Source organism: Streptomyces sp. NPDC006691, from assembly GCF_042869955.1.
Lineage (GTDB): Bacteria > Actinomycetota > Actinomycetes > Streptomycetales > Streptomycetaceae > Streptomyces.
The window spans coordinates 21,205-46,183 of record NZ_JBIAGW010000021.1 but is presented as its reverse complement, the minus strand read 5'-3'; the positions used below and the strand labels follow the sequence as shown (position 1 = coordinate 46,183).

General features: G+C 70.8%; 24 protein-coding genes and 1 pseudogene. 15 read left to right on the top strand and 10 right to left on the bottom strand.

Going from position 1 to position 24,979, the window contains the following annotated elements:
* The first annotated feature begins 131 nt into the window (after positions 1-131).
* Together ACFYNP_RS32370 and ACFYNP_RS32365 are read left to right on the top strand one after the other, a co-directional pair.
* Positions 132-1,097 carry a pirin family protein gene (locus ACFYNP_RS32370; RefSeq protein WP_388790540.1) on the top strand — a complete coding sequence of 322 codons (966 nt, stop codon included), beginning with the start codon at positions 132-134 and terminating at the stop codon, positions 1,095-1,097.
* Between the two features lie 117 nt (positions 1,098-1,214).
* On the top strand, positions 1,215-1,577 hold the full coding sequence (locus tag ACFYNP_RS32365; protein ID WP_388404945.1) for a helix-turn-helix domain-containing protein: 363 nt from the start codon (positions 1,215-1,217) through the stop codon (positions 1,575-1,577).
* 14 nt (positions 1,578-1,591) lie between these two features.
* Here ACFYNP_RS32365 and ACFYNP_RS32360 read toward each other — a convergent pair whose 3' ends face one another.
* From ACFYNP_RS32360 to ACFYNP_RS32340, 5 genes and pseudogenes are all read right to left on the bottom strand, one after another.
* On the bottom strand, positions 1,592-2,197 hold the full coding sequence (locus tag ACFYNP_RS32360; RefSeq protein WP_388404948.1) for a ClpP family protease: 606 nt from the start codon (positions 2,195-2,197) through the stop codon (positions 1,592-1,594).
* Positions 2,198-2,219: 22 nt separating this feature from the next.
* On the bottom strand, positions 2,220-2,855 hold the full coding sequence (locus tag ACFYNP_RS32355) for an ATP-dependent Clp protease proteolytic subunit (protein ID WP_388790537.1): 636 nt from the start codon (positions 2,853-2,855) through the stop codon (positions 2,220-2,222).
* Positions 2,856-3,818: 963 nt separating this feature from the next.
* Positions 3,819-7,664 (bottom strand): WD40 repeat domain-containing protein, encoded by a 3,846-nt coding sequence (locus ACFYNP_RS32350; RefSeq protein WP_388790535.1) that lies wholly within the window; start codon positions 7,662-7,664, stop codon positions 3,819-3,821.
* Positions 7,665-7,914: 250 nt separating this feature from the next.
* Positions 7,915-8,149: pseudogene (locus ACFYNP_RS32345) on the bottom strand (heavy metal translocating P-type ATPase); the annotation flags it as partial.
* Between the two features lie 17 nt (positions 8,150-8,166).
* The gene (locus tag ACFYNP_RS32340; RefSeq protein ID WP_388404957.1) at positions 8,167-8,706 is read right to left on the bottom strand and encodes a YbhB/YbcL family Raf kinase inhibitor-like protein; all 540 of its coding nucleotides are present in this window, start codon (positions 8,704-8,706) and stop codon (positions 8,167-8,169) included.
* A gap of 162 nt (positions 8,707-8,868) precedes the next feature.
* On the opposite strand from ACFYNP_RS32340, the gene ACFYNP_RS32335 reads away from it, so the two are divergent.
* Positions 8,869-9,585: a GntR family transcriptional regulator gene (locus ACFYNP_RS32335; protein WP_388790532.1), complete on the top strand. Its 717-nt coding sequence runs from the start codon at positions 8,869-8,871 to the stop codon at positions 9,583-9,585.
* A 58-nt stretch (positions 9,586-9,643) separates the two neighbouring features.
* Entirely contained in the window at positions 9,644-10,507 is an 864-nt protein-coding gene (locus ACFYNP_RS32330) for a hypothetical protein (RefSeq protein WP_388790530.1), read from the top strand.
* Positions 10,508-10,735: 228 nt separating this feature from the next.
* Here ACFYNP_RS32330 and ACFYNP_RS32325 read toward each other — a convergent pair whose 3' ends face one another.
* On the bottom strand, positions 10,736-11,308 hold the full coding sequence (locus tag ACFYNP_RS32325) for a dihydrofolate reductase family protein (protein ID WP_388790527.1): 573 nt from the start codon (positions 11,306-11,308) through the stop codon (positions 10,736-10,738).
* A gap of 172 nt (positions 11,309-11,480) precedes the next feature.
* Positions 11,481-12,110 (bottom strand): TetR/AcrR family transcriptional regulator, encoded by a 630-nt coding sequence (locus ACFYNP_RS32320; protein ID WP_388790525.1) that lies wholly within the window; start codon positions 12,108-12,110, stop codon positions 11,481-11,483.
* A gap of 163 nt (positions 12,111-12,273) precedes the next feature.
* Between ACFYNP_RS32320 and ACFYNP_RS32315 the strand changes: the two genes are divergently transcribed.
* Together ACFYNP_RS32315 and ACFYNP_RS32310 are read left to right on the top strand one after the other, a co-directional pair.
* On the top strand, positions 12,274-13,764 hold the full coding sequence (locus ACFYNP_RS32315) for an MDR family MFS transporter (RefSeq protein ID WP_388790523.1): 1,491 nt from the start codon (positions 12,274-12,276) through the stop codon (positions 13,762-13,764).
* 59 nt (positions 13,765-13,823) lie between these two features.
* The gene (locus tag ACFYNP_RS32310; RefSeq protein ID WP_388404974.1) at positions 13,824-14,957 is read left to right on the top strand and encodes an FAD-dependent oxidoreductase; all 1,134 of its coding nucleotides are present in this window, start codon (positions 13,824-13,826) and stop codon (positions 14,955-14,957) included.
* A gap of 192 nt (positions 14,958-15,149) precedes the next feature.
* Here the strand turns inward: ACFYNP_RS32310 and ACFYNP_RS32305 are convergent, their stop codons facing one another.
* Positions 15,150-15,311 carry a hydrophobic protein gene (locus ACFYNP_RS32305; RefSeq protein ID WP_100575597.1) on the bottom strand — a complete coding sequence of 54 codons (162 nt, stop codon included), beginning with the start codon at positions 15,309-15,311 and terminating at the stop codon, positions 15,150-15,152.
* Positions 15,312-15,513: 202 nt separating this feature from the next.
* On the opposite strand from ACFYNP_RS32305, the gene ACFYNP_RS32300 reads away from it, so the two are divergent.
* Genes ACFYNP_RS32300 through ACFYNP_RS32280 form a run of 5 tightly spaced genes read left to right on the top strand, consistent with a single transcriptional unit; the run spans position 15,514 to position 18,935 of the window.
* Positions 15,514-15,972 carry a hypothetical protein gene (locus tag ACFYNP_RS32300; RefSeq protein WP_388790521.1) on the top strand — a complete coding sequence of 153 codons (459 nt, stop codon included), beginning with the start codon at positions 15,514-15,516 and terminating at the stop codon, positions 15,970-15,972.
* Positions 15,942-16,796 (top strand): STAS domain-containing protein, encoded by an 855-nt coding sequence (locus ACFYNP_RS32295; protein WP_388790519.1) that lies wholly within the window; start codon positions 15,942-15,944, stop codon positions 16,794-16,796. The genes ACFYNP_RS32300 and ACFYNP_RS32295 overlap by 31 nt, the downstream gene beginning before the upstream one ends.
* Positions 16,793-17,197 carry an STAS domain-containing protein gene (locus tag ACFYNP_RS32290; protein ID WP_388404979.1) on the top strand — a complete coding sequence of 135 codons (405 nt, stop codon included), beginning with the start codon at positions 16,793-16,795 and terminating at the stop codon, positions 17,195-17,197. Before ACFYNP_RS32295 ends, ACFYNP_RS32290 begins: the two co-directional genes overlap by 4 nt.
* The gene (locus ACFYNP_RS32285) at positions 17,194-17,607 is read left to right on the top strand and encodes an anti-sigma regulatory factor (RefSeq protein WP_388404982.1); all 414 of its coding nucleotides are present in this window, start codon (positions 17,194-17,196) and stop codon (positions 17,605-17,607) included. Before ACFYNP_RS32290 ends, ACFYNP_RS32285 begins: the two co-directional genes overlap by 4 nt.
* A complete protein-coding gene (locus ACFYNP_RS32280) occupies positions 17,604-18,935 on the top strand; it encodes a SpoIIE family protein phosphatase (RefSeq protein WP_388790517.1) in 1,332 nt (443 codons plus the stop codon). Before ACFYNP_RS32285 ends, ACFYNP_RS32280 begins: the two co-directional genes overlap by 4 nt.
* Before the next feature lie 51 nt (positions 18,936-18,986).
* Here the strand turns inward: ACFYNP_RS32280 and ACFYNP_RS32275 are convergent, their stop codons facing one another.
* Positions 18,987-19,274, bottom strand: coding sequence for a hypothetical protein (locus tag ACFYNP_RS32275; protein ID WP_388404987.1), 288 nt, complete (start codon positions 19,272-19,274; stop codon positions 18,987-18,989).
* 238 nt (positions 19,275-19,512) lie between these two features.
* Here ACFYNP_RS32275 and ACFYNP_RS32270 point away from each other — a divergent pair, with 238 nt between their 5' ends.
* The 3 genes from ACFYNP_RS32270 to ACFYNP_RS32260 all read left to right on the top strand — a co-directional run bounded on the left by ACFYNP_RS32270 (position 19,513) and on the right by ACFYNP_RS32260 (position 23,112).
* Positions 19,513-20,046: a MarR family winged helix-turn-helix transcriptional regulator gene (locus tag ACFYNP_RS32270; protein WP_388790515.1), complete on the top strand. Its 534-nt coding sequence runs from the start codon at positions 19,513-19,515 to the stop codon at positions 20,044-20,046.
* 208 nt (positions 20,047-20,254) lie between these two features.
* A complete protein-coding gene (locus ACFYNP_RS32265; RefSeq protein WP_388790511.1) occupies positions 20,255-22,672 on the top strand; it encodes an ATP-binding protein in 2,418 nt (805 codons plus the stop codon).
* Complete coding sequence (locus ACFYNP_RS32260) at positions 22,669-23,112, top strand: response regulator (protein WP_388405000.1); 444 nt, start codon at positions 22,669-22,671, stop codon at positions 23,110-23,112. Before ACFYNP_RS32265 ends, ACFYNP_RS32260 begins: the two co-directional genes overlap by 4 nt.
* Before the next feature lie 13 nt (positions 23,113-23,125).
* Here the strand turns inward: ACFYNP_RS32260 and ACFYNP_RS32255 are convergent, their stop codons facing one another.
* On the bottom strand, positions 23,126-23,488 hold the full coding sequence (locus ACFYNP_RS32255) for an STAS domain-containing protein (protein WP_388405003.1): 363 nt from the start codon (positions 23,486-23,488) through the stop codon (positions 23,126-23,128).
* 284 nt (positions 23,489-23,772) lie between these two features.
* Between ACFYNP_RS32255 and ACFYNP_RS32250 the strand changes: the two genes are divergently transcribed.
* Complete coding sequence (locus ACFYNP_RS32250) at positions 23,773-24,951, top strand: PP2C family protein-serine/threonine phosphatase (RefSeq protein WP_388790509.1); 1,179 nt, start codon at positions 23,773-23,775, stop codon at positions 24,949-24,951.
* Positions 24,952-24,979: the final 28 nt, after the last annotated feature.

The following is a 24,979-nucleotide window of genomic DNA, read 5'->3' as shown; positions in this document are numbered from 1 at the left end:
GGTCGCGCCCGGGCTCCCCGGGCGCCCGGACGGCCCCGCGACAGCGTGTCCCACCTGCGGCGACGACCGATGTGGCGGGACGCTTCCGTCGAACGCGGCGCGCCGGGCCCGCGAGGGAATAGGTTGGCCGCATGAGCAATCTCGATCGCCAGCCCGCGCTCTCCGTCTGCGGCGGACGCGGCTTCGTCGTGGCCGAGCCGGTCCGCGAGCTCCTCTCGCCCCGCACCGTGCAGCTCGGCGAGTCCACCCAAGTACGCCGGCTGCTGCCGAACCTGGGCCGCCGGATGGTCGGCGCCTGGGCCTTCGTCGACCACTACGGACCCGACGACATCGCCGACGAACCCGGCATGCAGGTGGCTCCGCACCCGCACATGGGCCTCCAGACCGTGAGTTGGCTGCACGAGGGCGAGGTGCTGCACCGGGACAGCCTGGGCAGCCTCCAGACCGTACGCCCCCGGGAACTGGGTCTGATGACCTCCGGCCGGGCCATCAGCCACTCGGAGGAAACCCCCAAGTCGCACAGCCGGTTCCTGCACGGAGCCCAACTGTGGGTCGCCCTGCCCGACGCCCACCGCAACGTCGAGCCGCACTTCCAGCACCACGCCGAGCTTCCGCACGTCACCGCGTCGGGCTTCGACGCCACGGTCATCCTCGGCGAGCTCGACGGCGCCGTGTCACCGGGGAGCACCTACACGCCCATCGTCGGCGCCGACGTGAACCTGACGGCGGGCGCCGAGCCCCGCCTCCCCCTGAACCCCGACTTCGAGTACGCGGTCCTGTCCATGTCGGGCGAGGCCCAGGTGGACGAGGTCCCCCTGCTTCCGGGCTCGATGCTCTACTTGGGCTGCGGCCGCACCGAACTCCCCCTCCGAGCCACCTCCGACGCCGCCCTGATGCTGCTCGGCGGCGAGCCGTTCGAGGAGGAGATCGTCATGTGGTGGAACTTCATCGGCCGCTCCAACGACGACATCGCACAGGCCCGTTCGGACTGGATGAACGGCGATCGTTTCGGTGAGGTGAAGGGCTACGACGGCCCTCCGATCCCTGCCCCGGAACTCCCGGGAGTGCCCCTAAAACCACGGGGTCGGGTGCGCTGATCCGGCCTCATGCCCCGATCGGGATCGGGTCGGCCGACGTTTCGCCGTCGGCGAATCGGCTGAGGGCAGAGCGACACGCCCTGCCGCGGTCCGGCGCTGCCGCCGATACTGGTCGGCATGAGCAGCCGACCCGTACCCAGCGCTCCCGTCCCCGTACGTCCCCTCCGTCTGGTGAAGCCCGACGAGGTCCCGCCCGCCAGGGAACCGCTCTGGCGCGATCTCGTCGGGGGTGTGCTGCGGCGGGAGCGGCAGGCGCAAGGGCGGACCTTGAAGGAGGTCGCGGACGATGCGCGGATCTCGATGCCGTATCTGTCGGAGGTCGAGCGCGGCCGCAAGGAAGCCTCCTCCGAGGTCCTTGCGGCCGCGGCGAACGCGCTGGGTCTGGGGCTCGGTGACCTGATCCTCCGTGTGCACAGCGACCTGTCGTCGACGCGCCGTCCGGCGGCGCCCGCCGGCGGCGCTCTCTGCCTCGCCGCCTGACCGGAACGCTCTGTTCAGGACGGTACGAGCACGCGCTTCCTGATCACTTCGTCGGCGAGCCCGTACTCCACCGCCTCCTGAGCCGTGAAGATCTTGTCGCGGTCCATGTCGGCGCGGAGTCGGGCCCCCTCGTGTCCGGTGTGGCGGGCGAGTACCTCCTCCACCTGGGCGCGGATCCGTTGCATCTCCCTGGCCTGGACCGCCAGGTCGGCGGCGGTGCCTTGGCGGCCGCCGCTGGCGGGCTGGCCGAGCAGCACCCGGGAGTGTTCGAGTACGAAGCGGCGCCCGGGGTCACCGCCGGACAGGAGGACCGCGGCGGTGGAGGCGGCCTGGCCGATGCAGTAGGTGGCGATGGGGGAGGAGATGAAGCTCATGGTGTCGTAGATCGCCATCAGCGAAGTGACGGATCCCCCAGGGGAGTTGATGTAGAGGGCGATCTCGCTCTCGGGGGTCGCGGACTCCAGGTGGAGGAGCTGGGCCGTGATGACGTTGGCGACGCCGTCGTCGATCTCCGTACCGAGAAAGATGATGCGTTCGGACAGCAGCGCGCTGTAGATGTCGGCGACGCGTTCGCCGTTCGGGGTGCGCTCGATGACGTTGGGGATCGTGTACTGGCTCATGGGATGCCTCCTTCGGGTGTGGTCAGCGGATGCCGAGGCCCGTGCGGGCCCGGGACGCGGCTGGACGGACGGAGTCGAGGGAGGTCAGGACCTGGTCCACCATCCCGTACTCCAGGGCCTGTTCGGCGGTGAACCAGCGGTCGCGGTCGCCGTCCCGAGCCACCGTCTCCGGTGACTGCCCGGTGTGCTCGGCGATGAGCTTCTCCATGGTCCGCTTGGTGAACTCCAGGCTCTCCGCCTGGATCGCGATGTCGGCGGCGACGCCGCCGATGCCACCCGAGGGCTGATGCATCATGATCCGCGAGTTGGGCAGCGCGTACCGCTTGCCCTTGGTGCCCACGGTCAGCAGGAACTGCCCCATGCTTGCGGCGAACCCCATGGCCAGGGTCGCCACGTCGTTGGGGATCAGCTGCATGGTGTCGTGGATGGCCAGACCTGCCGTGACCGATCCGCCGGGGGAGTTGATGTAGAGCGCGATGTCGGTGCGGGGGTCCTCCGCCGAGAGCAGCAGGAGCTGGGCGCAAATGCGGTTGGCGGAGACGTCGTCGACCTGGGTTCCCAGGAGGACGATCCGCTGGTCCAGGAGCTGGGCGGCCAGATGGTCGTCGTAGCGGGTGATGGGGGTGTCGCCTTCTTCGGCGGTGAAGCGGGAACTCATCGGGCGGCCTCCTCGGGCTGCGTGACGAAGGGCGGGCGTTTCCCTCAGCCTGCGCCGCGGGGGCGGGTGGTGGAACCGGTCTCTGCCCCGGGCAGATCGGCCCCTGGCAGAGCGACGGTGGCGCGATCTCGCGACAGGGTGCGGTGCCGAGTGAGCAGGCCGAACACTTCGCTGCTCCACCGGTGACGTGCTGCCGCTTCAGGCCCAGGCTCCGCCTCCCGCACATCGAGCACGCTGGGAGAGTGCCCCTTGTCGTCCTCACCGGGGGATCGTCGACCGGGGGATCGTCGGGGTCTGGGGACTGATGCCGTCCGGGGGTGTGCGGGACCGCCGACTACGTATTCTGATGTCTGCTTTCGCTCGAAGGCGTACGGGCGTACAGGTGTTCACCACGGGGACGGGGGAGCGGGCAGATGGGGTGGATGGTCAAGGGGTCGGGCGCGGTCACCCTCGGCGTTGCCGCGGCGGTGCTGGCTTCACTGTCGGGATGCAGCCGTTCAGGTGCTGCGCCGACGGCCGGGGCAACGCCATCGGCGGCTCCGCCGGGCATGTCTGTGGCGACGGCGCAACCCACTCGCACGCCTGGCGCGGTCGTGACAGCGACGCCGTCGGCGGTGTCCGCGGCAGTGGTCTACGGCTGCGACGAGCAGCCGGTCTCTTCGCCCGCAACCTTCACCCTCGCCTGCGGTGATGGGAAGGTGAGCCTCGGAAACCTGGTCTGGTCGAACTGGGGTCAACCGACAGCGAGTGCAACGGGGAAGTACTTGGCCGTCAGCTGCGTACCCAATTGCGCAAGTGGTACCGAGGTCCCCTATACGGCGACGGTGACTGTCGGCGGCTTGAGCAACGGCAGCTACACCGTGATGCACATCAGTGCCCCACAAGCTCCCAGCCCCACCTCCGCATACCGGCTCGACGCCAGGGGCCCGGTCGAGGCGCACTGACGGGCTCACCCGGCCGGCCTCACCGGGAACACGGCGGCCGGTACGCCAAGCGGGGCAGATATCGGCTCCACTGCTGGCGGGTCAAGGCCCCCGCGCTCGTCGCACAGATGCGCTGGGTCGCGTAGTTGACGTCCAGGTCCCACAGACGCAGGGTGCCGAGCGCGCTGCTGGCGAGGGTGTGTCCGTCCCGGTTGAACGTCACCGCGGGGGAGTCGTCCTTGCCGCCACCGACGAGCGGCTGGCCCCACGGACTGGGGGATCGAACATCGGCGACGTTCCATATCTGCACCAGACCGTCACCGCCGCCCGCGGCCAAGGTGCGCCCGTCGGGGCTGAACACCAATGAGCTGAGGGAACCCCTCATCTTCACGGAGGCCCGGCCGGCGAGGGTCGGAGCGCTGATGTCGGTCACGTTCCACAGCTGGAGCGAGCCGTCTGCCGCGCCGACAGCGAGGGCCCGCCCATCGAGGCTGATCGCCATCGCGGTGGTGTCGGCGGGTGGCCCGGCAACTGGCTGTCCTGGCCTGGTCGCAAAGCTCGGATCGGTGAGATTCCACCACGAGATGGCATGGTTGCCACCGGCGGCGAGCAGCGTGTGCCCGTCCGGGGTGAACGCCACCTTGGTGTCGGGGCCGAAACCAGTCAGGGGCTGCCCCACCAGGGAGGGATCGCGCGGGTCTGTGAGGTTCAGTAGACCGATCGTCCCGTTCTCGTTGCCAACGGCCAAGGTCCGCCCATCGGGGCTGAAGGTCAGCGAATCCACCGATTCGCTGGAGGCGGCCTGCGGTTGACTCAGCGCCAGCGGATGGCGCGGGTCGGCCACGTTCACCAGCCACAGTCCACCGCGGCCGCCCGTGGTGGCGCCAATGGCGAGGATGTGGCCGTCGGGGCTGAACGCCGTGGTGTTGGCGGCGGCACCGGGGTCGATGCGCACCCTGCCCAGGACGCTCGGATCAGCGCCGGTCATATCCCACAAGTCGATCGTGCTGTTGCCGCCGCCGGCAGCGAGAACATGCCCGTCCGGACTGAACACGGCTTCATTACCGGAGGCGGCCGTCGACATCCGCGGCAGGTGCCACAAGGCAACGGCACCGGAGTTGGAGGCCGCGGCGAGCAGGCGGCCGTCGGGGCTGAACGCCACGGCCCCGTCCGCCCGGGTGCCTCCGGCCAGAGGCTGGCCCACAGGGGAGGGGCCATCCGGCTCGGTCACGTTCCACATCGTGATGGAGCCGTCGTCGTGGGTGACGGCCAGGGTGTGTCCGTCGGCGCTGAAACCCAGTGAGTCGGTCGGGCGATCCACCAACGGCTTGCCGAAGAGCTTCGGTCCGGAGGGCGCCAGCGTGCTCATGTCCCACAGACGGATGGCGCCGTCGTCAAGACCCCCGGTGGCGAGGGTATGTCCGTCGGGGCTGAACGCCAGCGCGTCTGCTGCCGTGCCGAACGCCGAGACGGGACGGCTGGGCAGTGAGGGACGGCCCGGGTCGCCGAGACTCCACACCCGGACACTGCGGTCGTCCCGCCCTTCGGCCAGGGCGCGTCCGTCGGGGCTGAACGCCACTGTCAGCACCGAGCCATGGGGCTGAGCCGGCAGCGAGCCCAGAGGAGTCGGATGGTCCGGGTTGCTCAGGTTCCACAAGCCGATGGCTCCGGCCTGGTTGTCGCGGCTCGTACCGCCCACGGCCAGGGTTCGGCTGTCCGGGCTGAACGCCAGCGTGTTGACGAGGTTGTCGGTCAGCGTCAGCGCGGGGCCAAGGGATGTCGCGTGATGCGGGTCGGCGATGTTCCACAGGCTGACCGTGCCATTGGTGCTTCCGGCAGCCAGGGTTTTTCCGTCGGGGCTGACCTTCACCGACTTGACCGTGGTGGCACGTCCGGTCAGTGGCGGGCCCACGGCGGCGGGCCGCATCGGGTCGGCCATGTCCCACAACTGGACGGTGCCGTCCCCGCTGCCCGTGACGAGGAGGTGACCGGTCGGGCTGAAGGCGATCGAATCGAGGGGAGTGCTGGACACCGACAAGCGGCTGGCGATCGGGACGTTCTCCAGTCCCACGAGCCTTGATGCATTGTCCTGACTGGGAGTCAATCGATAGGCCTCCAAGGTGAGTTGAGCACTCAGAGCCGGATCGGTCGACGCCGTTTGTCCGGCTTCGGCGATGATCTGGTCATTCAAAGCGGCTGCGGCACCGGCCCGCAGATCGGCGCCCTGCCGGAACGCGAACACCGCGATCCCCGAGGCGATGAGAGCCAGGGCGACGATTCCGGCGACCGCTGTCCGGCGCAGCGTGCTGCCCCGCCGCTCCTGACGCCGGGCGGAGCCCAGAAATGCCTCAGCGGTGGTACTCACGTGGCCGGGACGTTTCGATGCCCAGCCGGCCGCCGCCTCCAGGCGACTCCCCCGATAGAGCCGTGAGGGTTCCCGCCCGGCCCGGTCCCACTCGCCGGCGGCGTCTTCGAGGTCTTGGCGGATCAGATGCTCCGCCCGGTCCTTCTCGATCCAGTCGTGCAGGCGCGGCCACGCGTGCAACATCGCCTCGTGCGTGATGGCCACGGTGTCACGCTCCTGCGTCAGCAGCCGTACCTGGGTGAACTCGTCGATGACCAGCCGCTCGACATCCGAACCCTCGGCAGACCGCATCAGGTCGACGCGTGGCACGTGCCGCCTGGTGTCCTCGGCACCCACGCCCAGTTTCACCATGCGCAGGAAGAGGCTCTCGGCAGCCTGCTGGGCGGGCGGGGCAAGCCGCGCGAAAGCCTGCTCGGCGGTGGTCGCCACCGCGTGCTCTATCCCCCCTGTGGTCCGATACCCGTCCAGGGTCAAGAGCCGCCCGTGCCGCTGCTGCCAGGTGGAGCGCAGGGCATGTGCCAGGAGCGGAAGCCGGCCCGCCCCGTAGTCGGCCGCCGGGTGTGCCGGCCTGGCGGAGCTTCCGATGACCTCCCGCAGCAGAGTGTCGACCAGGCCGGACTCGACCTCCAACCCGGCCGCCCTGGCCGGGTTCACGATCGCCGCGCGGAGGTCGTCCGGCGGCATCGAGCCGATGAAGACCTGGCTGTCCTGGAGCGCGGTCCGCAGCCAGAGGTGGTCCGCGCACCTCGCGTAGAAGTCGGCTCGCAGCCCCAGGACGACCAGGCCGGCCGGCTCCTGCCCGGCACCGGGATCTGTCAGCCACGCCAGCTCGTTGAGAAAGGCCCGCCTCTGCTCCTCGTCATCGCACTGGGTGAAGAGCTCCTCGACCTGGTCCACCACGACGACCACGCGTGAGCCGACGGCGGCGAATTCGTCTCGAAGAGCCTGGCGGAGCCTCGCCATGCACGCGTCCCGGCCCGTCTTGCAGCGCTCCGCCATCTCAGATGGGCTCAGGCCGATCAGTGGTGCCATCCGGGAGATCAAGGAGTGCAGCGGTTGAGGGCCGGGGGTGAAGACGATCCGCGGCCACTGCCGAGACCCTGTGGCGGGCAGGGCGCCGTCCTTGATGGCAGCCACCACTCCGGCCTGCAAGAGCGATGACTTGCCCGCGCCGGACGGTGCGACGACAACCAGTGGATTGCGCGTGCGCAGGTTGTCGGCCAAGCGCCCGATCAACGTGGCCACCAGCCGGTCCCGGCCGAAGAACCAAGCCGCCTGGTCGGGTCCGAATGCTGCCAGGCCGGGGTAGGGGCACTCCTCGGCGCCGTCCGAGGCAGCGCCGGTGGAGACACGGCGTACACCGTGCCCGAAGTGCACATGGACGTCCCGGCCCCCGATGACCTGGTCCCCGAGCGCCTGAAAGATCCGCGCCTGTCCCGACGCCTCGGCATGCTGAGACGACGACGACCCCGACGACGTCGGCCGCTCTTCGGCCGGCTCCGGCTCGCCCGACGCGCTCATTTCTCTGTGATGTGCTGGTCCCGCCCCGCCTGGTCCCGCACGTCGGTTGCGCGGAGTATCGCGATCGTGATTGCGCCTGCTGCCGCGAGGTCCGCGAGTTCGGTCTTCATGGTCCCCCTCCGAAGCCTGTGCGGTACGGCGGCCATGCTAGAGCGTGGCGAGCTGTCATACCGGTCAGACCGATGTCGGTCGGTCGGTTACTCGGTCAGGCAGGCCCGGGCCGGGCCCGCTCGCCCACGGCCGGGCCGCAACGGTGCTGTCGGCGGTCGAAGACAGCGCGGGCCAGGGGCTGTTCGCTGGGCTGCTCGGCGGCGGCCGCGAGTGCCGGCAGATGGCTTCGTCCAGGCCGGAGCCGTTCACAGGGCGGATGGCGGGGTGCCCTCCGTGAGCGTGCCGGTCTTGTCGAGTGCGACCCCGTCGACCTGCCCGAGACCTTCCATGACGACGGCGGACTTCACCAGGACGCCGCGGCGTCCGGCGTTGGCGTGGCCGACAGCGGTCTTCAGGCGGGAGTCTCCGCGGTGGCCGTCAGGACCGCGCGGCCGAGGATGTGGCCGGCCATGGTGAAGCCGAGGGCGGCCGGGGTGGCGTCGGCGGGGACGCCGATGGTGTCGACGTCGAGGGCGTGCACCACGGTGAAGTAGCGGTGCGGGCCGTGTCCGGCCGGCGGTGCGGCGCCGATGAAGCGGGCCGCGCGGGCGTCATTGGGCAACTGGAAGGCGCCCGCGGGCAGCCCCGAACCGGTGTCGTCCCCGGCGCCTTCGGGCAACTCGGTGACGGTGGCGGGGATGTCGGCGACCGCCCAGTGCCAGAACCCGGACCCGGTGGGGGCGTCGGGGTCGTAGACCGTCACCGCGTAACTCCTGGTGCCGTCCGGGGCGCCGCTCCAAGAGAGCTGCGGGGAGACGTCCTTCCCGCCGGGAATGCCGGAGAGGCCGGAGTACTGCTCTGCCGACCAGGCGGCGCCGTCGGTGACGGTGGTGCTGTCAACGGTGAAAGAGGCCGCCTCGGGGAGGCGGGCAAAGGGGTCGTTGGAACTCATGGTGTGGTCCCTCTCGGACGTGCTGTGCGGTGGACGTGACGCGGCGGACAGAGGTCTCGCCCTGGCGGCGCCAGGAGGTGGTGCGGTCGGGCTGCCGCCCATCATTGGGATCGACCATAACACCGATAATCGATTATCTCCGGGATCGTCTATTGTGTAGGCATGACTCAGACAACTCACACCTCGGCCTCGGCGGGGGAGCGGGCGGGGAAGCGGATGCTCTCCGAGCAGGTCTACACACACCTGCGGGAGGCGATCATGCGTGGGGACCACCCACCCGGTGATGCCCTCAAACCCCAGGACCTGGCCAAAGAACAGGGCGTGAGCCTGGCCGTCGTGCGCGAGGCGCTCGTGCGGTTGGTCGGCGAGGGCCTCGCCGACCGGCTGCCCAACCGCGGTTTCGCCGTGCCGGCCTACTCCGACCGTCGCTGGCAGGAGATCGGGGAGGCCCGTCGGACGATCGAACCGGTCATGCTCCGCATGTCCGTAGAACGCGGCGATGTGGACTGGGAGGCCCGCGTACGAGCCTCCCACCACCGTCTGGCCCGCACCCCGGCGTACGTACCGGAGGAGGGCGAGCACTACAGCAGCGCCTGGGCCGAAGCCCACCGCCTCTTCCACCGCACCTTGCTGGAGGGGTGCGACAACCCGGTCCTGCTGGAGACCTTCGACCGGATGTGGACCGCGAGCGAACTGGCCCGTCGCTGGTCGGCGCACCGCAATCCCCACCGGGACGGTGCCCTGGAGCACCGCCGGCTGGAGGAGGCGGCCCTTGCCCGGGACGCCGACGCCGCAGCCGAGTGCCTGACCCAGCACCTCACCCAGACCGCGACCGGGCTGACCGACCGCCCGCACCGCGAACCCACGGACGAAGCCTGATGCGCCTTGCCCGCCTGGCCGCACGACCGCACCTGATCACTGAAACCGGAGCCACGGCATGACCATCCTCGAAGCGAGCACGGGCCGCCACTGCCACAACGCCGTCAGCCCCCTGCACTCAGCCGTGTACTTCGCGCCGGAGCCGGAGGACGAACTCGCGGCGCTCGGGCTGGAGCGCGGAGCGATGGTCTACCTCGCGGCCCGCGCGGCACCGCTCGGACCCGTCGACGCGGGCACCGTCACAGCGACGTTCTACAACTTCGACCACGAGCATGTGCGGCGGTACATCCCCGCCGCATGGACCGTCACCACACCGGAGGAGGTGCTCACGGCACGGCTGCGCGGCGCGGACCGGACGCTCCGGCGGCTGCTCGGGCAGGAGGCGCTCGCGTCCAAGGAGATGGCCGAGGCGTCCGAACTGGCGCTGCACGCCACCGAAGCCTGCCGCCGGGAGGCCCGGCCGCTGTACTCCGCCAACGCCGACCTGCCCGTACCCGAAGAACCGCACCTGGCCCTGTGGCACGCGGCGACACTGCTGCGCGAGCACCGGGGTGACGGTCACCTCGCCGCCCTGGCGATCGCCGGCCTCTCCGGCATCGAGGCGCTGGTCCTGCACAACGCCACCGGCACGGCACCGACATCGGCCCTGTTCATGCGGACCCGCGGGTGGTCCGCGCGGCAATGGGACACCGCCCGGGACCAGTTGCGCGAGCGCGGCCTGCTGGACGAGGCGGGCAACCTCACGCAGGCGGGCACGGCTCTGCGCGGCGAGACCGAGGCGCTCACCGACCGCCTCGATGCCGCCCCGTACGACCACCTCGGCCCGGCAGCCACCGCACGCCTCACCGAACTGGGCGGCGGCTTCTCCGGAACCCTCAGGGCGGCGGGCGCCTTCCCCGCGGTGAACTTCGGCAAGGGCTGAGGGCCGGGGCCGGGGCCGGCGCGGCTGGGGCCGGGGCTGAGGCACGGAGATCGCCGCCGTTTTGCATCTGGCGGAGGCGACGGTGAAGAGGCAACTGAACCGGATCCTGGTCTAACTGGAGCTGCGCGACCCGGTCCAGGCTGTGGCCTTCGGCCTTCGCCTGTGAGACCCGGCTCGTGGGACCGGCGCAGGAAGCCGGCTCCGCACGAGCGCGGGCGTGGGGGCGGATCAGCGGACCACGTCGAAGACCTGCTTCTGCAGCCCGTTGGCGTAGGCCTCGTGCTCGACGAGCTTCAGCTTCTGGGTGTCCTTGTCCGTGGTGCTGAAGAGCCGCTTGCCCGCACCGAGCAGGAGCGGGAAGACCAGAAGGTGGTAGCGGTCGATGAGGCCGGCGTCCGACAGGGCCCGGTTCAGGGCGGCGCTGCCGTGGATGATGATCGGGCCGCCTTCGGTGCTCTTCAGCGCGGCGACGTCGTCGAGCGAGCGCAGAATCGTCGTCTCGCCCCAGTTCGACACCAGGTCGTGCTCGGTGAGGGTGGTGGAGACGACGTATTTCGGCATCACCTTGTAGTCGGCGAAGTCCGCCATGTCGGGCCACACCGGGCTGAAGGCTTCGTAGCTGTTCCGGCCCAGCAGCATCGCGGTGGCCTCCTGCTGCTCCCGGCCCTTGATCTCGAACGCCTCCGGCAGGAAGTCGACGTTCTTGAAGGTCCACCCGGCGTTCCGGTATCCGGCCTCCCCGCCGGGAGCCTCGACCACGCCGTCGAGGGAGATGAAGGCGGTACTGATCAGGGTGCGCATCTGGTATTTCCTCGGGGTCTGGTGTCCTACGGGCGGCACATACGGGTCGGGGCGCTTCGGCCGTGCTCATGGACGCGGCGTGCCAACCATGATCTATGACCGCGGAACAGGCAGGAACTCATCGCCGCCCGCCACCTCGCGTCGCGTGGGCTCGGCCGGACCCCGGCCCCGCCTAACGGCCGCCGGGCCGTGTGCGCTTCGGCGGATCCGGCCGCCAGCCGTGCTCCAGCAGGTCGAAGGCCTTGCTGACGGCCTGGCGGGGATCGTCGTGGCCGCGGGCGGCGCGGGGCGCTTCGAGCGCGAAGTGGGCCAGCGCGGTGCAGCCGGGATCGTCCTGGGGCAGGCCGCACTCCTCCGCGATCGCCTGGGCGAGCACCTCGGTGTGTCGCAGCCACATGGCCTGGACGTAGTCGCGCAGGGCCGGGGTGGTGTTGATCAGCTCGAAGAACGCGGTGAAGCGGGCGTCGCTCCCGGTCGCCGCCATGCGGTAGCGCAGCGCGTGTTCCCGCAGGGCCGCCGGGATCGACTGGCCCTGCGGGCGTTCGCGGACGGCGGCGAGCAGCAGAGCCTCCTGGTCGGCCTCCTCGTCGAAGACGAGGGCCTCCTTGACCGGGAAGTGCTTGAACAGGGTGGTGGTGGACACGTCCGCCGCGTCCGCGATCTCCCGGATGCCGACGTCGTCGTATCCGCGCTCCAGGAACAGGCGCAGCGCGGCATCGGCGATGGCCTGACGGGTGGCGGCCTTCTTGCGCTCGCGGCGCCCCATCGGAGGTGCCTCGGCGGGGGACTGGGTCTCGGGCATGAGATCGATCCTACCGCCAAGGTTGCCCGACTTCAAAAGTGAAACGGTTGCACTTAGTGAGTCGTTGTGCTCTTCTGGAGTAGCGGCCCGGCCCGGAGCATCGCCCCGGCCGCCCCTTCCGCTTCCGCTTCACCACCCTCCTGCCCGAAAGGAGCGATCCGTCATGTCCACGACCACATCCCTCCCGTCCACCCCGCACGCGGTCCCGAAGAACGTGCGCTGGGTACTGCTCGGCGTGATGCTCGCGATGCTGCTGTCGATGCTCGACAACATGGTCGTCAGCACCGCGATGCCGACGATCGTCGGCGACCTCGGCGGCCTGGACCACATCTCCTGGGTCGTCACCGCCTACACGCTGGTCACCGCCGTGACCACGCCCGTCTGGGGCAAGTTCGGCGACCTGTTCGGGCGCAAGCCCATGTATCTGGCCTCGATCGCGGTGTTCATCGTCGGCTCCGCGCTGTGCGGGGCGTCCCAGTCCATGGGCCAGCTGATCGCCTTCCGCGTCGTGCAGGGCATCGGCGCCGGCGGCATCGGCGCGGGCGCGTTCGCGCTGATCGGGGCGCTCGTGCCGCCGCGCGAACGCGGCCGGTACCAGGGCATGACCGCGTCCGTCATGGCCATCGGCACCATCGGCGGCCCGCTGCTCGGCGGGTTCGTCACCGGCCACTTCGACTGGCGCTGGGCGTTCTACGTCAACCTGCCGCTCGGTCTGGTCGCCCTGGTCTGGCTGTGGCTGCGGCTCCACGTCCCGGCCAGGCGCATCGAGGCGAGGATCGACTGGGCGGGCATCGCGCTGCTGACGCTCGCCATCACCGCCGTCGTCCTGGCGGCCACCTGGGCGGGCGTCACCTATGCCTGGGGGTCCTGGCAGATCCTGTCCCTCGCGGCCGCGGCCGTCATCGGACTCGCCGCTTTCGTGCTCGTGGAGAAGCGGGCCGCCGAGCCGCTGCTGCCGCTGACGGTCTTCACCAACCACCGCAACTACCCGCTCTCGATGGTCATGATCCTCGCGGCCGGAGTGGTCATGTTCGGCGCGGGCCTGTACCTGCCGCTGTTCCAGCAGACGGTCCAGGGCGCCTCGGCCACGAACTCCGGGCTGCTGATGCTGCCGATGATGATCCCCGTCGTGATCGTCGCCACCCTCGCCGGAAAGGTCATGTCCGCCACCGGCAGGTACAAGGTCTTCCCGGTGGTCGGCACCCTCTTCCTCACCGCCGGACTCGGCCTCCTGGCCACCATGAGCACCACCACGTCGTCTCTGCTGACCAGCGTGTACATGGTCCTCGTCGGCATCGGCCTGGGCTTCACCCTCCAGATGGCCGGCACCATCGCGCAGAACAGCGTCCCGCTGCGGGACATGGGCGCCGCGATGAGCTCGGTCAACCTCTTCCGCACGCTGGGCGGATCGCTCGGCGTCGCCGTCTTCGGCTCGCTGTTCACCCGCGCCGTCCAGTCGGTCCCGTCCACCGGGCCGAAGGCCGCCCACCTCACCGCCGTCACCAACGGCACCGGCCACATCTTCGCCCTCGGCGCGATCGTCTGCGCGCTCGCCTTCGCAGCGGCGCTCCTCGTCATCGAAGTGCCGCTCAAGAAGGCGGGCCCGCCCGCCCCCGTCGTCGCGGAGAACGCTTCGGCCGGCGCGGCCCACTGAGACCTCCGCGCCCCGCGTGCGTCGCAATCCCGCCGTACACGGCATGAAAGGAGCGCACCATGAACACCACCCCCACCCCCCGCATCGCGGTCATCGGCGCCGGCCCCGGCGGGCTGACCTGCGCCCGCATCCTTCAGCGGCACGGCATCACCGTCACCGTCCACGACGGCGAGGCCGGTCCCGAGTTCCGCGACCAGGGCGGCACGCTCGACCTGCACGAGGACAACGGCCAACTCGCCCTGCGCGAAGCCGGACTCCTGGAGGAGTTCCTCACTCTGTGCCGCCCGGAGGGTCAGGAGATGCGCCAGCTGGATCCGAGCGGGAAGCTCCTCTTCCACCACGTCCCGGAAGCGGGCGAGCGCTTCAAGCCCGAGATCGACCGCGGCGAACTTCGCGACCTCCTCCTCAAGTCCCTTGAGCCCGGCACGGTGCGCTGGGGCCACCCCCTGCGCTCCGTCGACGGGCGCGCCGACGGCCCCCGCCGACTCCACTTCGCCGACGGCACCACCCTTGAGGCCGACCTCGTCATCGGCGCCGACGGCGCCTGGTCCACGGTCCGTCGTGCCGTGTCCGACGCCACGCCCCACTACACCGGCGTCAGCTTCCTCGAAGCCTGGTTCCACGACGTCGAGAACCAGCACCCCGACATCGCCGGACTCGTCGGCCAGGGCAGTGCCGGGGTGTCCGACGGCGAGCGCGGCCTGTTCGCCCAGCGCAACAGCGGCGGCCACCTTCGCGTCTACTTCGTCCAGCGCGTCCCCGCCGACTGGATCACCGACGCCGGGCTGACCGTCGAGGACACGGCCGGCATCCGTGCGCTTCTCCTCGACCGGTACCGCGACTGGTCGCCCCGGCTGCGCCGGACGATCACCGACAACGACGGCCCGTACGTCCACCGCCCCCTCCACGCCCTGCCGGTACCGCACACCTGGCAACAGAACCCGGCCGTCACCCTGCTCGGCGACGCCGCCCACCTCATGCCGCCGCTCGGCGTCGGGGTCAACCTCGCCCTGCTCGACGCCTGCGAACTCGCCCTCGCCCTCGTGAACAGCGACACCGCGGCCGAGGCCGTCCGCGCCTACGAGGCGGCGATGGTGCCCCGCTCCCACGCGACGCAGCGGCTCCTGGAGCGCGGCGCCGAGGAACTGCTCTCGGCGGAGCTGCCCGACTTCGTCACGGACAGCGCTCACTGAAACTTCGTCACGGACAGCGGTCATTGAAAACCGGGCCACGAGATGCCCGGACCCGTACCCGGAAATCAAGTACGACCTGTTTACGCGTACCACGTGTTCCGGTGTCGATGAATTCTCTACGACGACATGCCTGTGGGCTCCCCGCCTTTTCCTGGCGGAGAGCCCACAATTCAGCGAATGCGCGGTCGAAAATTACCAGCGGTACCAGCGGCCGCTTCCTCCCTTGGGGCGGGCGACGAAGCCGACCAGCCAGACGACGAGCACGATGATCGCGATCCACCACAGGGCCTTCAGGGCGAAGCCCGCGCCGAAGAGGATCAGAGCCAGCAGAAGAACGAGAAGCAGGGGAACCATAGTTATCAACCTCCGAGCCACCGAATGCCCCCGCCGAAGCGGCCCACACCGGTAGACCGCGACTGTTTACAAGATTCTTGACCGGGCAAATGGTCATGCTTCTCCAGCCCCGCGATGGAGCGTCGGACCACCCGGACCGGCCGGGGGAATCCGGAGGACACCGCGCCACGGTCCGCGCGCCGGCCAGGCGCGGAGCGTGGCCGTGGGAAGCGAAGACAGCCGGCTGGGCGTGATCCGGCGGAACTCGGCGCCGGGCAAGTCCTCGGTGGCGTACGGGATCCGCGAGCGATTCGGCCGGGTCCTGGCCATGGCCGGACAGGACGACCGAGACGCCGGCGTGCCACAGGCCACACCGGATGCGGAGTACCCGACTCGGCCCACCGAGCGGGAGTCGCGCGCCCGGTATGGCGAACGCCACCTGCTCCCCGGGGGAGTTGGGACGGTCATCGGTGCCGCCGGCCTCCTCCACGAGACGGTCGACCACCTCGTGCGGGACGCGGGCCGGCGGAGTCGCCGCCGCGAAACCTCTGAGACCGTCGGCCGGACGCCGCACGAGGGCGGCCACCTCGCTCACTCGGATGGCTTAAAGTTCCGGTGGGGTCGCTTGATCCCTTGGAAAAGGGAGGCCCTGTGGCTGACAAGCATGTTTCGGAACGTTTGATCGGTCTGCTCTCGGTCCGGGGTGAGGATCTGGGCGCCGAGTGGGCGGAGAAGGTGACCGGTTCGCTGGGCGGACGGGTGGCGCGTGCCGAGGTCGAGCGCGAGTTGCGGGAGATCTACACCGCGCTGGTCGCCGCGTTGCGCGACGGGAGTGTGGACGGGCACGGCGAAGCGTTCGGCGAGGTACGGGCACTGCTGACCGAACTCTCCCGCACCCGGGCCCTCCAGGGCTTCACTCCCACCGAGACCGCGGCGAGCGTGTTCGCGCTCAAGGCGGTCCTGGAGCCGTCGCTCGACGGCAACGACGGCGACGTCGAGGCGTACCTGGAGTTCGCCGGTCTGCTGGACACCCTGGGCCTGTTCACCATCGAGGTCTACGCCCGCACCCGCGAAGAGCTGATCTCCGCGCAGGCCGAGCAGCTGCTCGAACTGTCGACCCCGGTCGTGAAGCTGTGGGACAACGTGATCGGCGTCCCGCTCGTGGGCACCCTGGACTCGGCACGCACCATGGTGGTCATGGAGAAGATGCTCCAGGCGCTCATCGACACCGGGTCGGAGCAGGCCATCATCGACATCACCGGTGTGCCGACGGTGGACACCGAAGTCGCCCAGCACCTCCTGAAGACGGTCGTGGCGGCCCGTCTGATGGGTGCCGAGTGCACGATCTCCGGCATCCGTCCGGGGATCGCCCAGACCATCGTCGCGCTGGGGATCGACTTCGGGGACATCGTCACCAAGGCCACGCTCGCCGACGCCCTGCGCCATGCGCTGCGCCGCACCGGCACCACGATCTCCCGTACGGCGCCGCAGGCCGGTGCCCAGTGAGCGAGCGGGTTCCCATCCTCAGGATCCGGCAGGTACTGCTGGTCTCCATCCAGACCGACCTGGACGACCAGGACGTGCTGCTGCTCCAGGACGACCTGGCGCAAGCGGTGGTGGACAGCGGGGCGCACGGGGTGGTCATCGACATCACCGCCGTGGAGATCGTCGACTCCTTCGTGGGACGGATGCTGGCCACCATCGCCGCGCTGTCCCGGTTGCTCGACGCGCAGACCGTCCTGGTGGGCATGCGCCCGGCCGTCGCCATCACCCTGGTCGAACTCGGCCTCTCGCTCGGTGGCGTGCGGACCGCGCTGACCTTGGACAAGGGGCTGCGGATGCTGGAGGACGACCACGCCGAGCGGGGCCGCGAGGATCTCGCGCCGGATGTCGCGGCCGGCGCATGAGCGGCGCCTCCCGTACCTCGGAGGTACTGGAGATCACCACCACCGCCGGTGTGGTGCAGGCACGCCAGCAGGTGCGCGCACTGGCCCAGCAGTGCCGGCTCTCCCTGGTCGACCAGACGAAGCTGATCACCGCCGCGAGTGAGCTGGCCCGCAACACCCTCGTGCACGGCGGAGGCGGCACCATGACCGCCTTCCTGCTGGACGAACGCGGCCGGCGCGGCGTGCGCCTGGCCTTCGCCGATCGCGGGCCGGGCATAGCGGACGTCGACCTCGCGCTGACCGACGGCTGGACCTCGGGCACCGGTATGGGGCTCGGCCTGTCCGGCTCCAAACGCCTGGTCGACGACTTCGTCCTGGATACCACGCCCGGGGCGGGCACCACCGTCACCATCACCAAGTGGGGCCGATGACGGTCACCCGTTCACCGGTGCTGGTGGACAGCGAGGACGTGGCCTGGTTCCGCGACCAGCCCGAAGCCGCCCGCGGCGCGGCCGCCGCGCTGGGCCGGCGGATCGGCCTGGATGAGCAGCGGACCGCCCAACTGGTGCTGGCGGTGGCCGAGTTGGCCGGCAACCTCACCAAGCACGCCGTCGACGGCTCCCTTCTGCTGCGCGTGGTGCGCACGCACGCCGAATCCGGAGCGGAAGCCAGGGCCGGGGTCGGCGTGACGGCCGGGGTGGAGGTGATCGCTGTCGACAGCGGGCCCGGCATGGCCGACATCCCGGCCGCCCTGCGCGACGGGATGTCGACCAGCGGCACCCTGGGCATCGGCCTCGGCGCGGTCCAACGCCTCGCCGACAGCTTCGACATCCACTCCCGGCCCGGTACCGGCACGATCCAACTCGCCCGCTTCTGGCCGCGCCCCGCACCGCCGGCCGCGAGCGGCGAGCCGGCCGTGGCAGGGGTCACCCGCCCGATCAGCGGTGAACAGACCTGTGGTGACGCCTGGGCCGCCCGCACCGACAGCGGCTCCCCGCCGACCGGCCGGGGCCGCACGCCGGCGGCCGGGCCACGGGGCGACGAGGCGCCCGCGTACGGTGTGTCCGGCGACGGCCGCCCCAGCTGGTCGGACCTGACCAACCCCCTTTCACACCAGATGCGTCCGACCGTCCCGCGGCACGCCGGTGCACGACCGGAAACACCGGGCCGGCCGGGCCCGGGCGAGGCCAGGACGGTCGCCGCCGGGACGGTCGCGGCCGGGCGGAGCGCCCCGGTGCGGGCCGCGTCGCCGGGGGGCGGGGAGGGCCTGCTCGTCCTGTCCTGCGACGGACTCGGTCACGGCCCGCAGGCCGCACTCGCCGCGCAGGCCGCCGTGCAGGCCTTTCGCACCGCGACGGGACGCACCCCCGAGAAGGTGATGGAGGACGTGCACCGGGCGCTGCGCGGGACCCGCGGCGCCGCCGTGGCCATCGCGCGCCTGGAACCGGACGGGCGGCTGCTGTTCTGCGGCATCGGCAACATCACGGCAGCCCTGGTCACCACGGCCGCCCGCACCACGCTGATGTCCCATCCCGGCATCGTCGGCCACCAGATGCGTCAACTGCGCACCTACGAAGCCCAGTTGCCGTCCGCGGGCGTCCTGGTCATGCACTCCGACGGGCTGAGCGAACGCTGGAGCGCCACCGATCTGGCGGGCCTGCTGCACCACCCGCCCGCGGTGCTGGCCACGGGCCTGCTCCGCCAGGCCGGGACCCGCCGCGACGACGCCAGCGTCGTGATCGCCCGCACCCCCCGCTGACGCCACCCGCCGCCCAGGGGCGAGGGCTGCCGACGATGAGGGCCACCGGGCTCAGCCGAGGCCCCGATGGGCGGCCCACAAGCCTGCGGCGCGGCCGGCGGCGTCGGCGATCAGAGCCGCGAGTTCGGGCTTCTCGGGCACGGGGAACGAGACGTAGGCGCCCCGGCCACCGCCGACCGGCCGTCCGTAGGCCTTGGCGGCGAGGCGACCGTCGGGGAGGAGCCGGACGTTGAGCGTGGTCAGCGTGAACTCCTGGCCGCGTCGCGTGTCCGTCCAGCGAAGCGCCTCGGGGACGGTGACGTTGATCGCCAGAGCACTCACTTCCAGGTCGTCGCTCATGGGCGGATGGTCTCACGCCCCTCGGCGTGGGCGGCGGCCTCCTCCCAACCCGCCGGACCAAAGGAGCGCCGTCGTCGTGCGCTCTCCCTTCCTTGAGCTTCTCGAAGTTGCTGAGGGCGCCGCCATGTGACCGACCTGTGGCCGATGCGTGGCCATGCGTGGCCGATGTGCGGTCCGGGCCGTGCGGGCTTCTGGCCAAGGGCTGACACGGTGGGCTCGCGGATGGCACAGTGGAACAATGCGCCCAAGCTCTACCTCTCCATCGCAGAAGGCAGCGGACACCGCGGCAGAGGTGAGTGGGCTGCTCGGTGTGCTGTTGGGCCGTGCGCAGGCGAAGGCCCCGGCCGGCCCGGTGTCGGCGTCGCAGACGCGTGCCCTGGTGGCGATCGAGCGCCTTGAGGGCGGAAATCTGCGGGCCCTCGGCCAGGCGCTGGGGTCGAGCGCGCCGGCCACGAGCCGGCTGTGCGACCGGCTGGAGGCCGCGGGCCTCATCGAGCGGCGCCTCAGTGCCGCCAGTCGCCGGGAGCTGGAGCTGTATCTCAGCCGGCAGGGGCGTGCTCTGCTCGACGAGGTGCGCCGCCGCGAGATGCGTGAACTCCAGCCCATCCTCGGCGCGATGGCACCGGAGGCGCTGGAACACCTGGCCAAGGGGTTGATCGCCTTTCGGGATGCGGCCGCCGGGGCCGTGGACGGAGCCACCGAGGACGGTCGCCGGACGGCGCCGCGGGACCCCGTGGACGAACCCCGTCTGAGGATCGCGCGCCCTGCCTGAACCGGCTGTCCGGCCGCAGCGTCGGCGTGTGCTGCCGGGCCGGATACCTGGCGGGGGCAACTGTTGCGCAAAGGCAACTGATCGTCCTAGTCTCGTCGCGGACGTGTCGGGCGGACGCAGGTGTCGCGGTGCCCGTGGCGAGAGGAGACATCCTGCCATGGGGATCAGCCCTGAAACCTGCCCGGAACCGGCACTGGGGAGACCTGCCGTGCCGGCCCAGGCCGTGTCGTCCGGGCAGCTCCCGCACACCGGGACCGGCAGGGCCGGGCGAAGCCCCGCCGACTCGCTCTGGGACGGCGAGCGCCCGCGCATGCTGCTGATCGAGGACGACGCGGGTGACGCCCTGCTCGTCGAGGAACTGGTCCTGGACAGCGGCGTACCCCTCGATCCCGTATGGGCGCGGTCGCTCGCGGACGCGCTCGTCCGGCTCCGTGCGGACATGCCGCACTGCGTCCTTCTCGATCTGCGGCTGCCCGACGCCCAGGGCCTGGAGGCCCTGGAGGAGGTTCTGCGTCGTGCGGCGGGGGCGGTGGTGGTGGTGCTGACCGGTCTCGCCGAGGAGGAGCCGGGCCTGGCCGCGGTGGCGGCCGGCGCTCAGGACTACCTGGTCAAGGGCCGCCTCGAAGCGGACCTGTTCGCACGGGCCGTCCGCTACGCGATCCAGCGCAAGCGCACCGAGCAGGCGGCGGCCGCGCTCCAGGCCGGGCGGCTGCGGGCGGAGGAGAACACCCGTCTGGAGCGGGGCCCGCTGCCCCGGCCGCCGCTGCTCGACGGCCGCGTGAAGGTCCACTCCCGCTACCGGCCGGGCCGGGCGCTCGTTCGTCCTGGCCGGGGCCAGGGGGCTGCCGGTGGTCTTGACGCTGGTACGTCCCATCGCCCGCGCCCGCGCGCACCAGCCGTCGGACACCTTCGTCGACGACCTCATCCACACTGCCCAGACCCTTGCCGCACCCGGCTGCGGCCTGGCCGACGACGTGGCAGTGCTGCTACGCGAATGGACGGTATGACTCCCGAACGCACACGGACATCGACGCTCGGTGCCAGGTGGCGCACGCTCACCGTCAGAAGGTGGTTCCTCCTCGCCCTGGGGGTGATGGGGGCCATGACGCTTCTGACGGCCGGTGTCGGAGCGGCCGTTCTGTCGCGGACCAATGAAGCGGCGGACCGTCTCGTCAACAGCGTCGCACCGGCCCGCACCGCCGCCTTCCAGCTCCAGGCGGCCCTGCTCGACCAGGAGACGGGCGTCCGGGGCTATCTCCTGACGGGGGACGGGACGCTCCTAGTGCCCTATGAGCGCGGCCGCCCGGCCGGGGCCGCGGCGCGCGCCCAACTGGGCACGCTGGTGGGCGAGATGGGGATGCGGACCGATGCGCTCGGCGCGCTCGACGCGGCGGTGAAACAGTGGCAGGAGAGATTTGCCGACCCTGCCGTCGCCGCCACCAGGACCCACTCGGGCACGGTCTCCGTGGCGCAGGGCAAAGCCGAGTTCGACCAGGTCCGTACGCGTCTGGCCACCGTCCTGCGGCAGTTGCAGCAGGAGCAGGAGCAGGCCAAGTCCCATCTGGCCGACATGCGCGCGCAGCGCGACCGGGCCTTCCTCGCGGCGCTGGCGCTGTTCGTCCTGATCGGCGCGGGGCTGGCGCTGCTCCTCCAGTTCACCGTCGTGCGCCCGCTGGAGGAAGTGCGTACGGCCTCGCGGAGGGTGGCCGACGGGGACTTCGAACATCCCATCCCCGTGCACGGGCCGGCCGACGTCCGGGCGTTGTCGAAGGCGGTCGAGGCCATGCGTCTTCGCGTGGTGGGTGAGCTGGGGGCCGGCCGCCGCCGGGAAGCCGTCATGGCGGAACAGGCGTCGGACATGGACGCCCAGGCGGTCGAGCTGCGCCGCTCCAACGCCGAACTGGAGCAGTTCGCCTACGTCGCCTCGCACGACCTCCAGGAGCCCCTGCGCAAGGTGGCGTCCTTCTGCCAGCTCCTGGAGAAGCGGTACGGGGACCGGCTGGACGAGCGCGGCACGCAGTACATCGCGTTCGCCGTCGACGGTGCGAAGCGCATGCAGACCCTCATCAACGACCTGCTGACCTTCTCCCGCGTCGGAAGGGTCAACGACGCCTGCGAAGCCCTCGACACGAACACCGTCGTGGACCGCGCGCTGCGCAACCTGGCCGCCGCGGTGGAGGAGCACGAGGCCCGCATCGACCGTCCGGACGAACTGCCGGGGGTGACCGGCGATCCCACCCTGCTCACCATGCTGTGGCAGAACCTGCTGGGCAACGCGGTCAAGTTCCGCCGCCCCGACCGGCCCCCGCACATCCGGGTGAGTGCCGAGCCGGACGAGGAACCCGGCTTCGTGCGGTTCGCCGTCACCGACAACGGGATCGGCATCGCCCCCGAATTCGCGGAGAAGGTGTTCGTCATCTTCCAGCGCCTGCACAGCAGGGACGCCTACGGGGGCACGGGCATCGGTCTCTCCGTATGCCGCAAAATCATCGAGCACCGGGGCGGCCGCATCTGGGTGGACACCGCCCACACGGACGGGACCCGGCTCGTCTTCACGCTCCCCGGTGTTTCCGTGCCCGAGGGCCCGGCACCGTCCGCCTCGCCATCCGAAGGAGTCGCCTCATGACCACACCTCCGCCGCAGCCCATCGAAGTCCTGCTCGTGGAGGACGACGCGGGCGACGAACTCATGACCCGTGAGGCGTTCGAGGACAACAAGATCGGCAACACCCTCCACGTGGTCCGCGACGGCCTGGAGGCGCTCGACTTCCTCTACCGGCGCGGGGACCACACCGAAGCGCCCAGGCCGGACCTGATCCTGCTGGACCTGAACCTGCCCAAGTACGACGGCCGCCAGGTGCTGGAGCAGATCAAGGCGGACCCGGAGCTCAGCCACATCCCGGTGGTCGTGCTGACCACCTCCTCGGCCGAGGAGGACATCCTGCGCAGCTACAAGCTGCACGCCAACGCCTATGTCACCAAGCCGGTGGACCTGGACCAGTTCATCCTGGCCATCCGCCAGATCGACGACTTCTTCGTCACCGTGGTGAAGCTTCCGAAGGGCTGATCCCCGCCGGTTCCTACACGTGGACAGGACCGTCGCGGAGCGCGGCGGCCCGGCCGGTGTGGATGGCGAAGACACCGCCCATGCCGAGGATCCGCAGCAGCCGCAGAACGGGCCACGACGGGGCGGCGATGCGCAGCCGGTCCCCGAGGCCCGAGCGGGCCCGCAGCAGGGTGTTGACGATGGCGGTGTCGGCGAACCGGACCCCCGACAGATCGACCACGACCGGGCCCGCGCCATAGCGGGTGGCTTCGTCCAGCGCCAGCCGCAGGGGCTGAGCCGAGTCGAGGTCGACTTCGCCCTCCACGGCGAGAACGACGGTGTCCGCACGGTGGTGGGTGACGAGGAACATCCGCTGATCGGTGATTGGGGTGTCCAAAACTGGCCCCTCGAATGGTGGCGGTGAAGCCGGTTGAGGCCCGATGGGGAGCTCAAAAACTCCCGTAGTCGTAAAGGGGAGGCCCCGTCAGGACAACCCGATCGGGCGACTGGACCCACCGTAGCGCCAACCGTTGCAAAAAGACAACAGTTCTCGGGAGTCAATGATTGGGTCAAGGGCGCACAGCGCGCCCGGTGCTCCGGGAAACACGTGCTTGAGGGCCCCGCGGTGCCGGTACGCTACTGCGTCCGGACCCCAACCCCCTGAACGAAGGCAGGCTGACGGTGAGCCGTTTCCTGGCCGTGGAACGCGCCGTGCGCGGTGCGCCCCCGCACGCTCTGCTCGATGCCGCGCGCGCCGCCCTCGTGCAGCACTACGAGGCCCACGGCGTGGAACTCCTGATGGCCGACTACGGCCTCACCGTCCTGCAACCGGTCACCGCGCTGCCCCACACCGCCCAGCCGCTACCCCTGCACACCAGCCCCGAAGGGCGCGCCTTCGGCAGCCAGGAACCCTTCGGCCAGTACACCGCACACGACGGCGCGGTGGACCTGCACCTGCCCGTGACCGTACGCGGCGACAGACTCGGCATCCTCACGGTGCGCCTGCCCAAACACAGATGCAGCCCGCAGGCCGTCGATGAACTCACCAGCCTCGCCGAGCTGTTGGGGCACGAGATCATCGTCGCCGAGCGGGACACCGACCTCTATTTGCAGGCCCGGCGGGCCAGCCGCCTGACCCTCGCCGCCGAAATGCAGTGGCAGCTCCTGCCGGGACGCTCCTGCGCCCGCCAGGAATACGCGATCGGCGCCCAACTGGAGCCGGCCTACGCCATTCACGGCGACAACTTCGACTGGGCCACCACCGCCGAGCGCCTCACCCTCACCATCACCAACGGCATGGGCGAGGGGATCCAGGCCTCGCTGCTCACCAATCTCGCCGTGAACGCCCTGCGCAACGCCCGCCGCGCCGGCATCGGCATCGCCGATCAGGCCGCCCTCGCCGACCAGGCCCTCTACGCCCAGCACGCGGGGGCCCAGTACGTGTCCACCCTGCTGCTGTCCTTCGAACTCGCCACCGGTCACGTGGAGATCGTCGACGCCGGATCCCCGCAACTGTGGCGCCAGCGCGACAAGACCGTCGAACGCATCCCCATCGAGGCGCAGTTCCCCCTGGGCATGTTCGACGAGACGCCCTATGCCGCCCAGAGCTTCCAAGTCCGCCCGGGCGACCGGCTGATCTTCGTGAGCGACGGGGTGTACGCAGCCGCCGGCCAACGCGGCGAGGCGTACGGGGAGCGGGCGCTGACGCGGGTCATCCAAGCGGCGAGTCTGCTGCCCGCCGCCGCGGTCCCGCGCGCCATCCTCGGCGAGCTGGCCGCCCACCGGGGCGACACGGCGGACGACGACGAACTCGTCGTCTGCCTCGACTGGTTCGGCCGCGACGACCGCGCGGCCCAGTAGCCCGCGCCCCCTCGGTCACCGCGCTCAG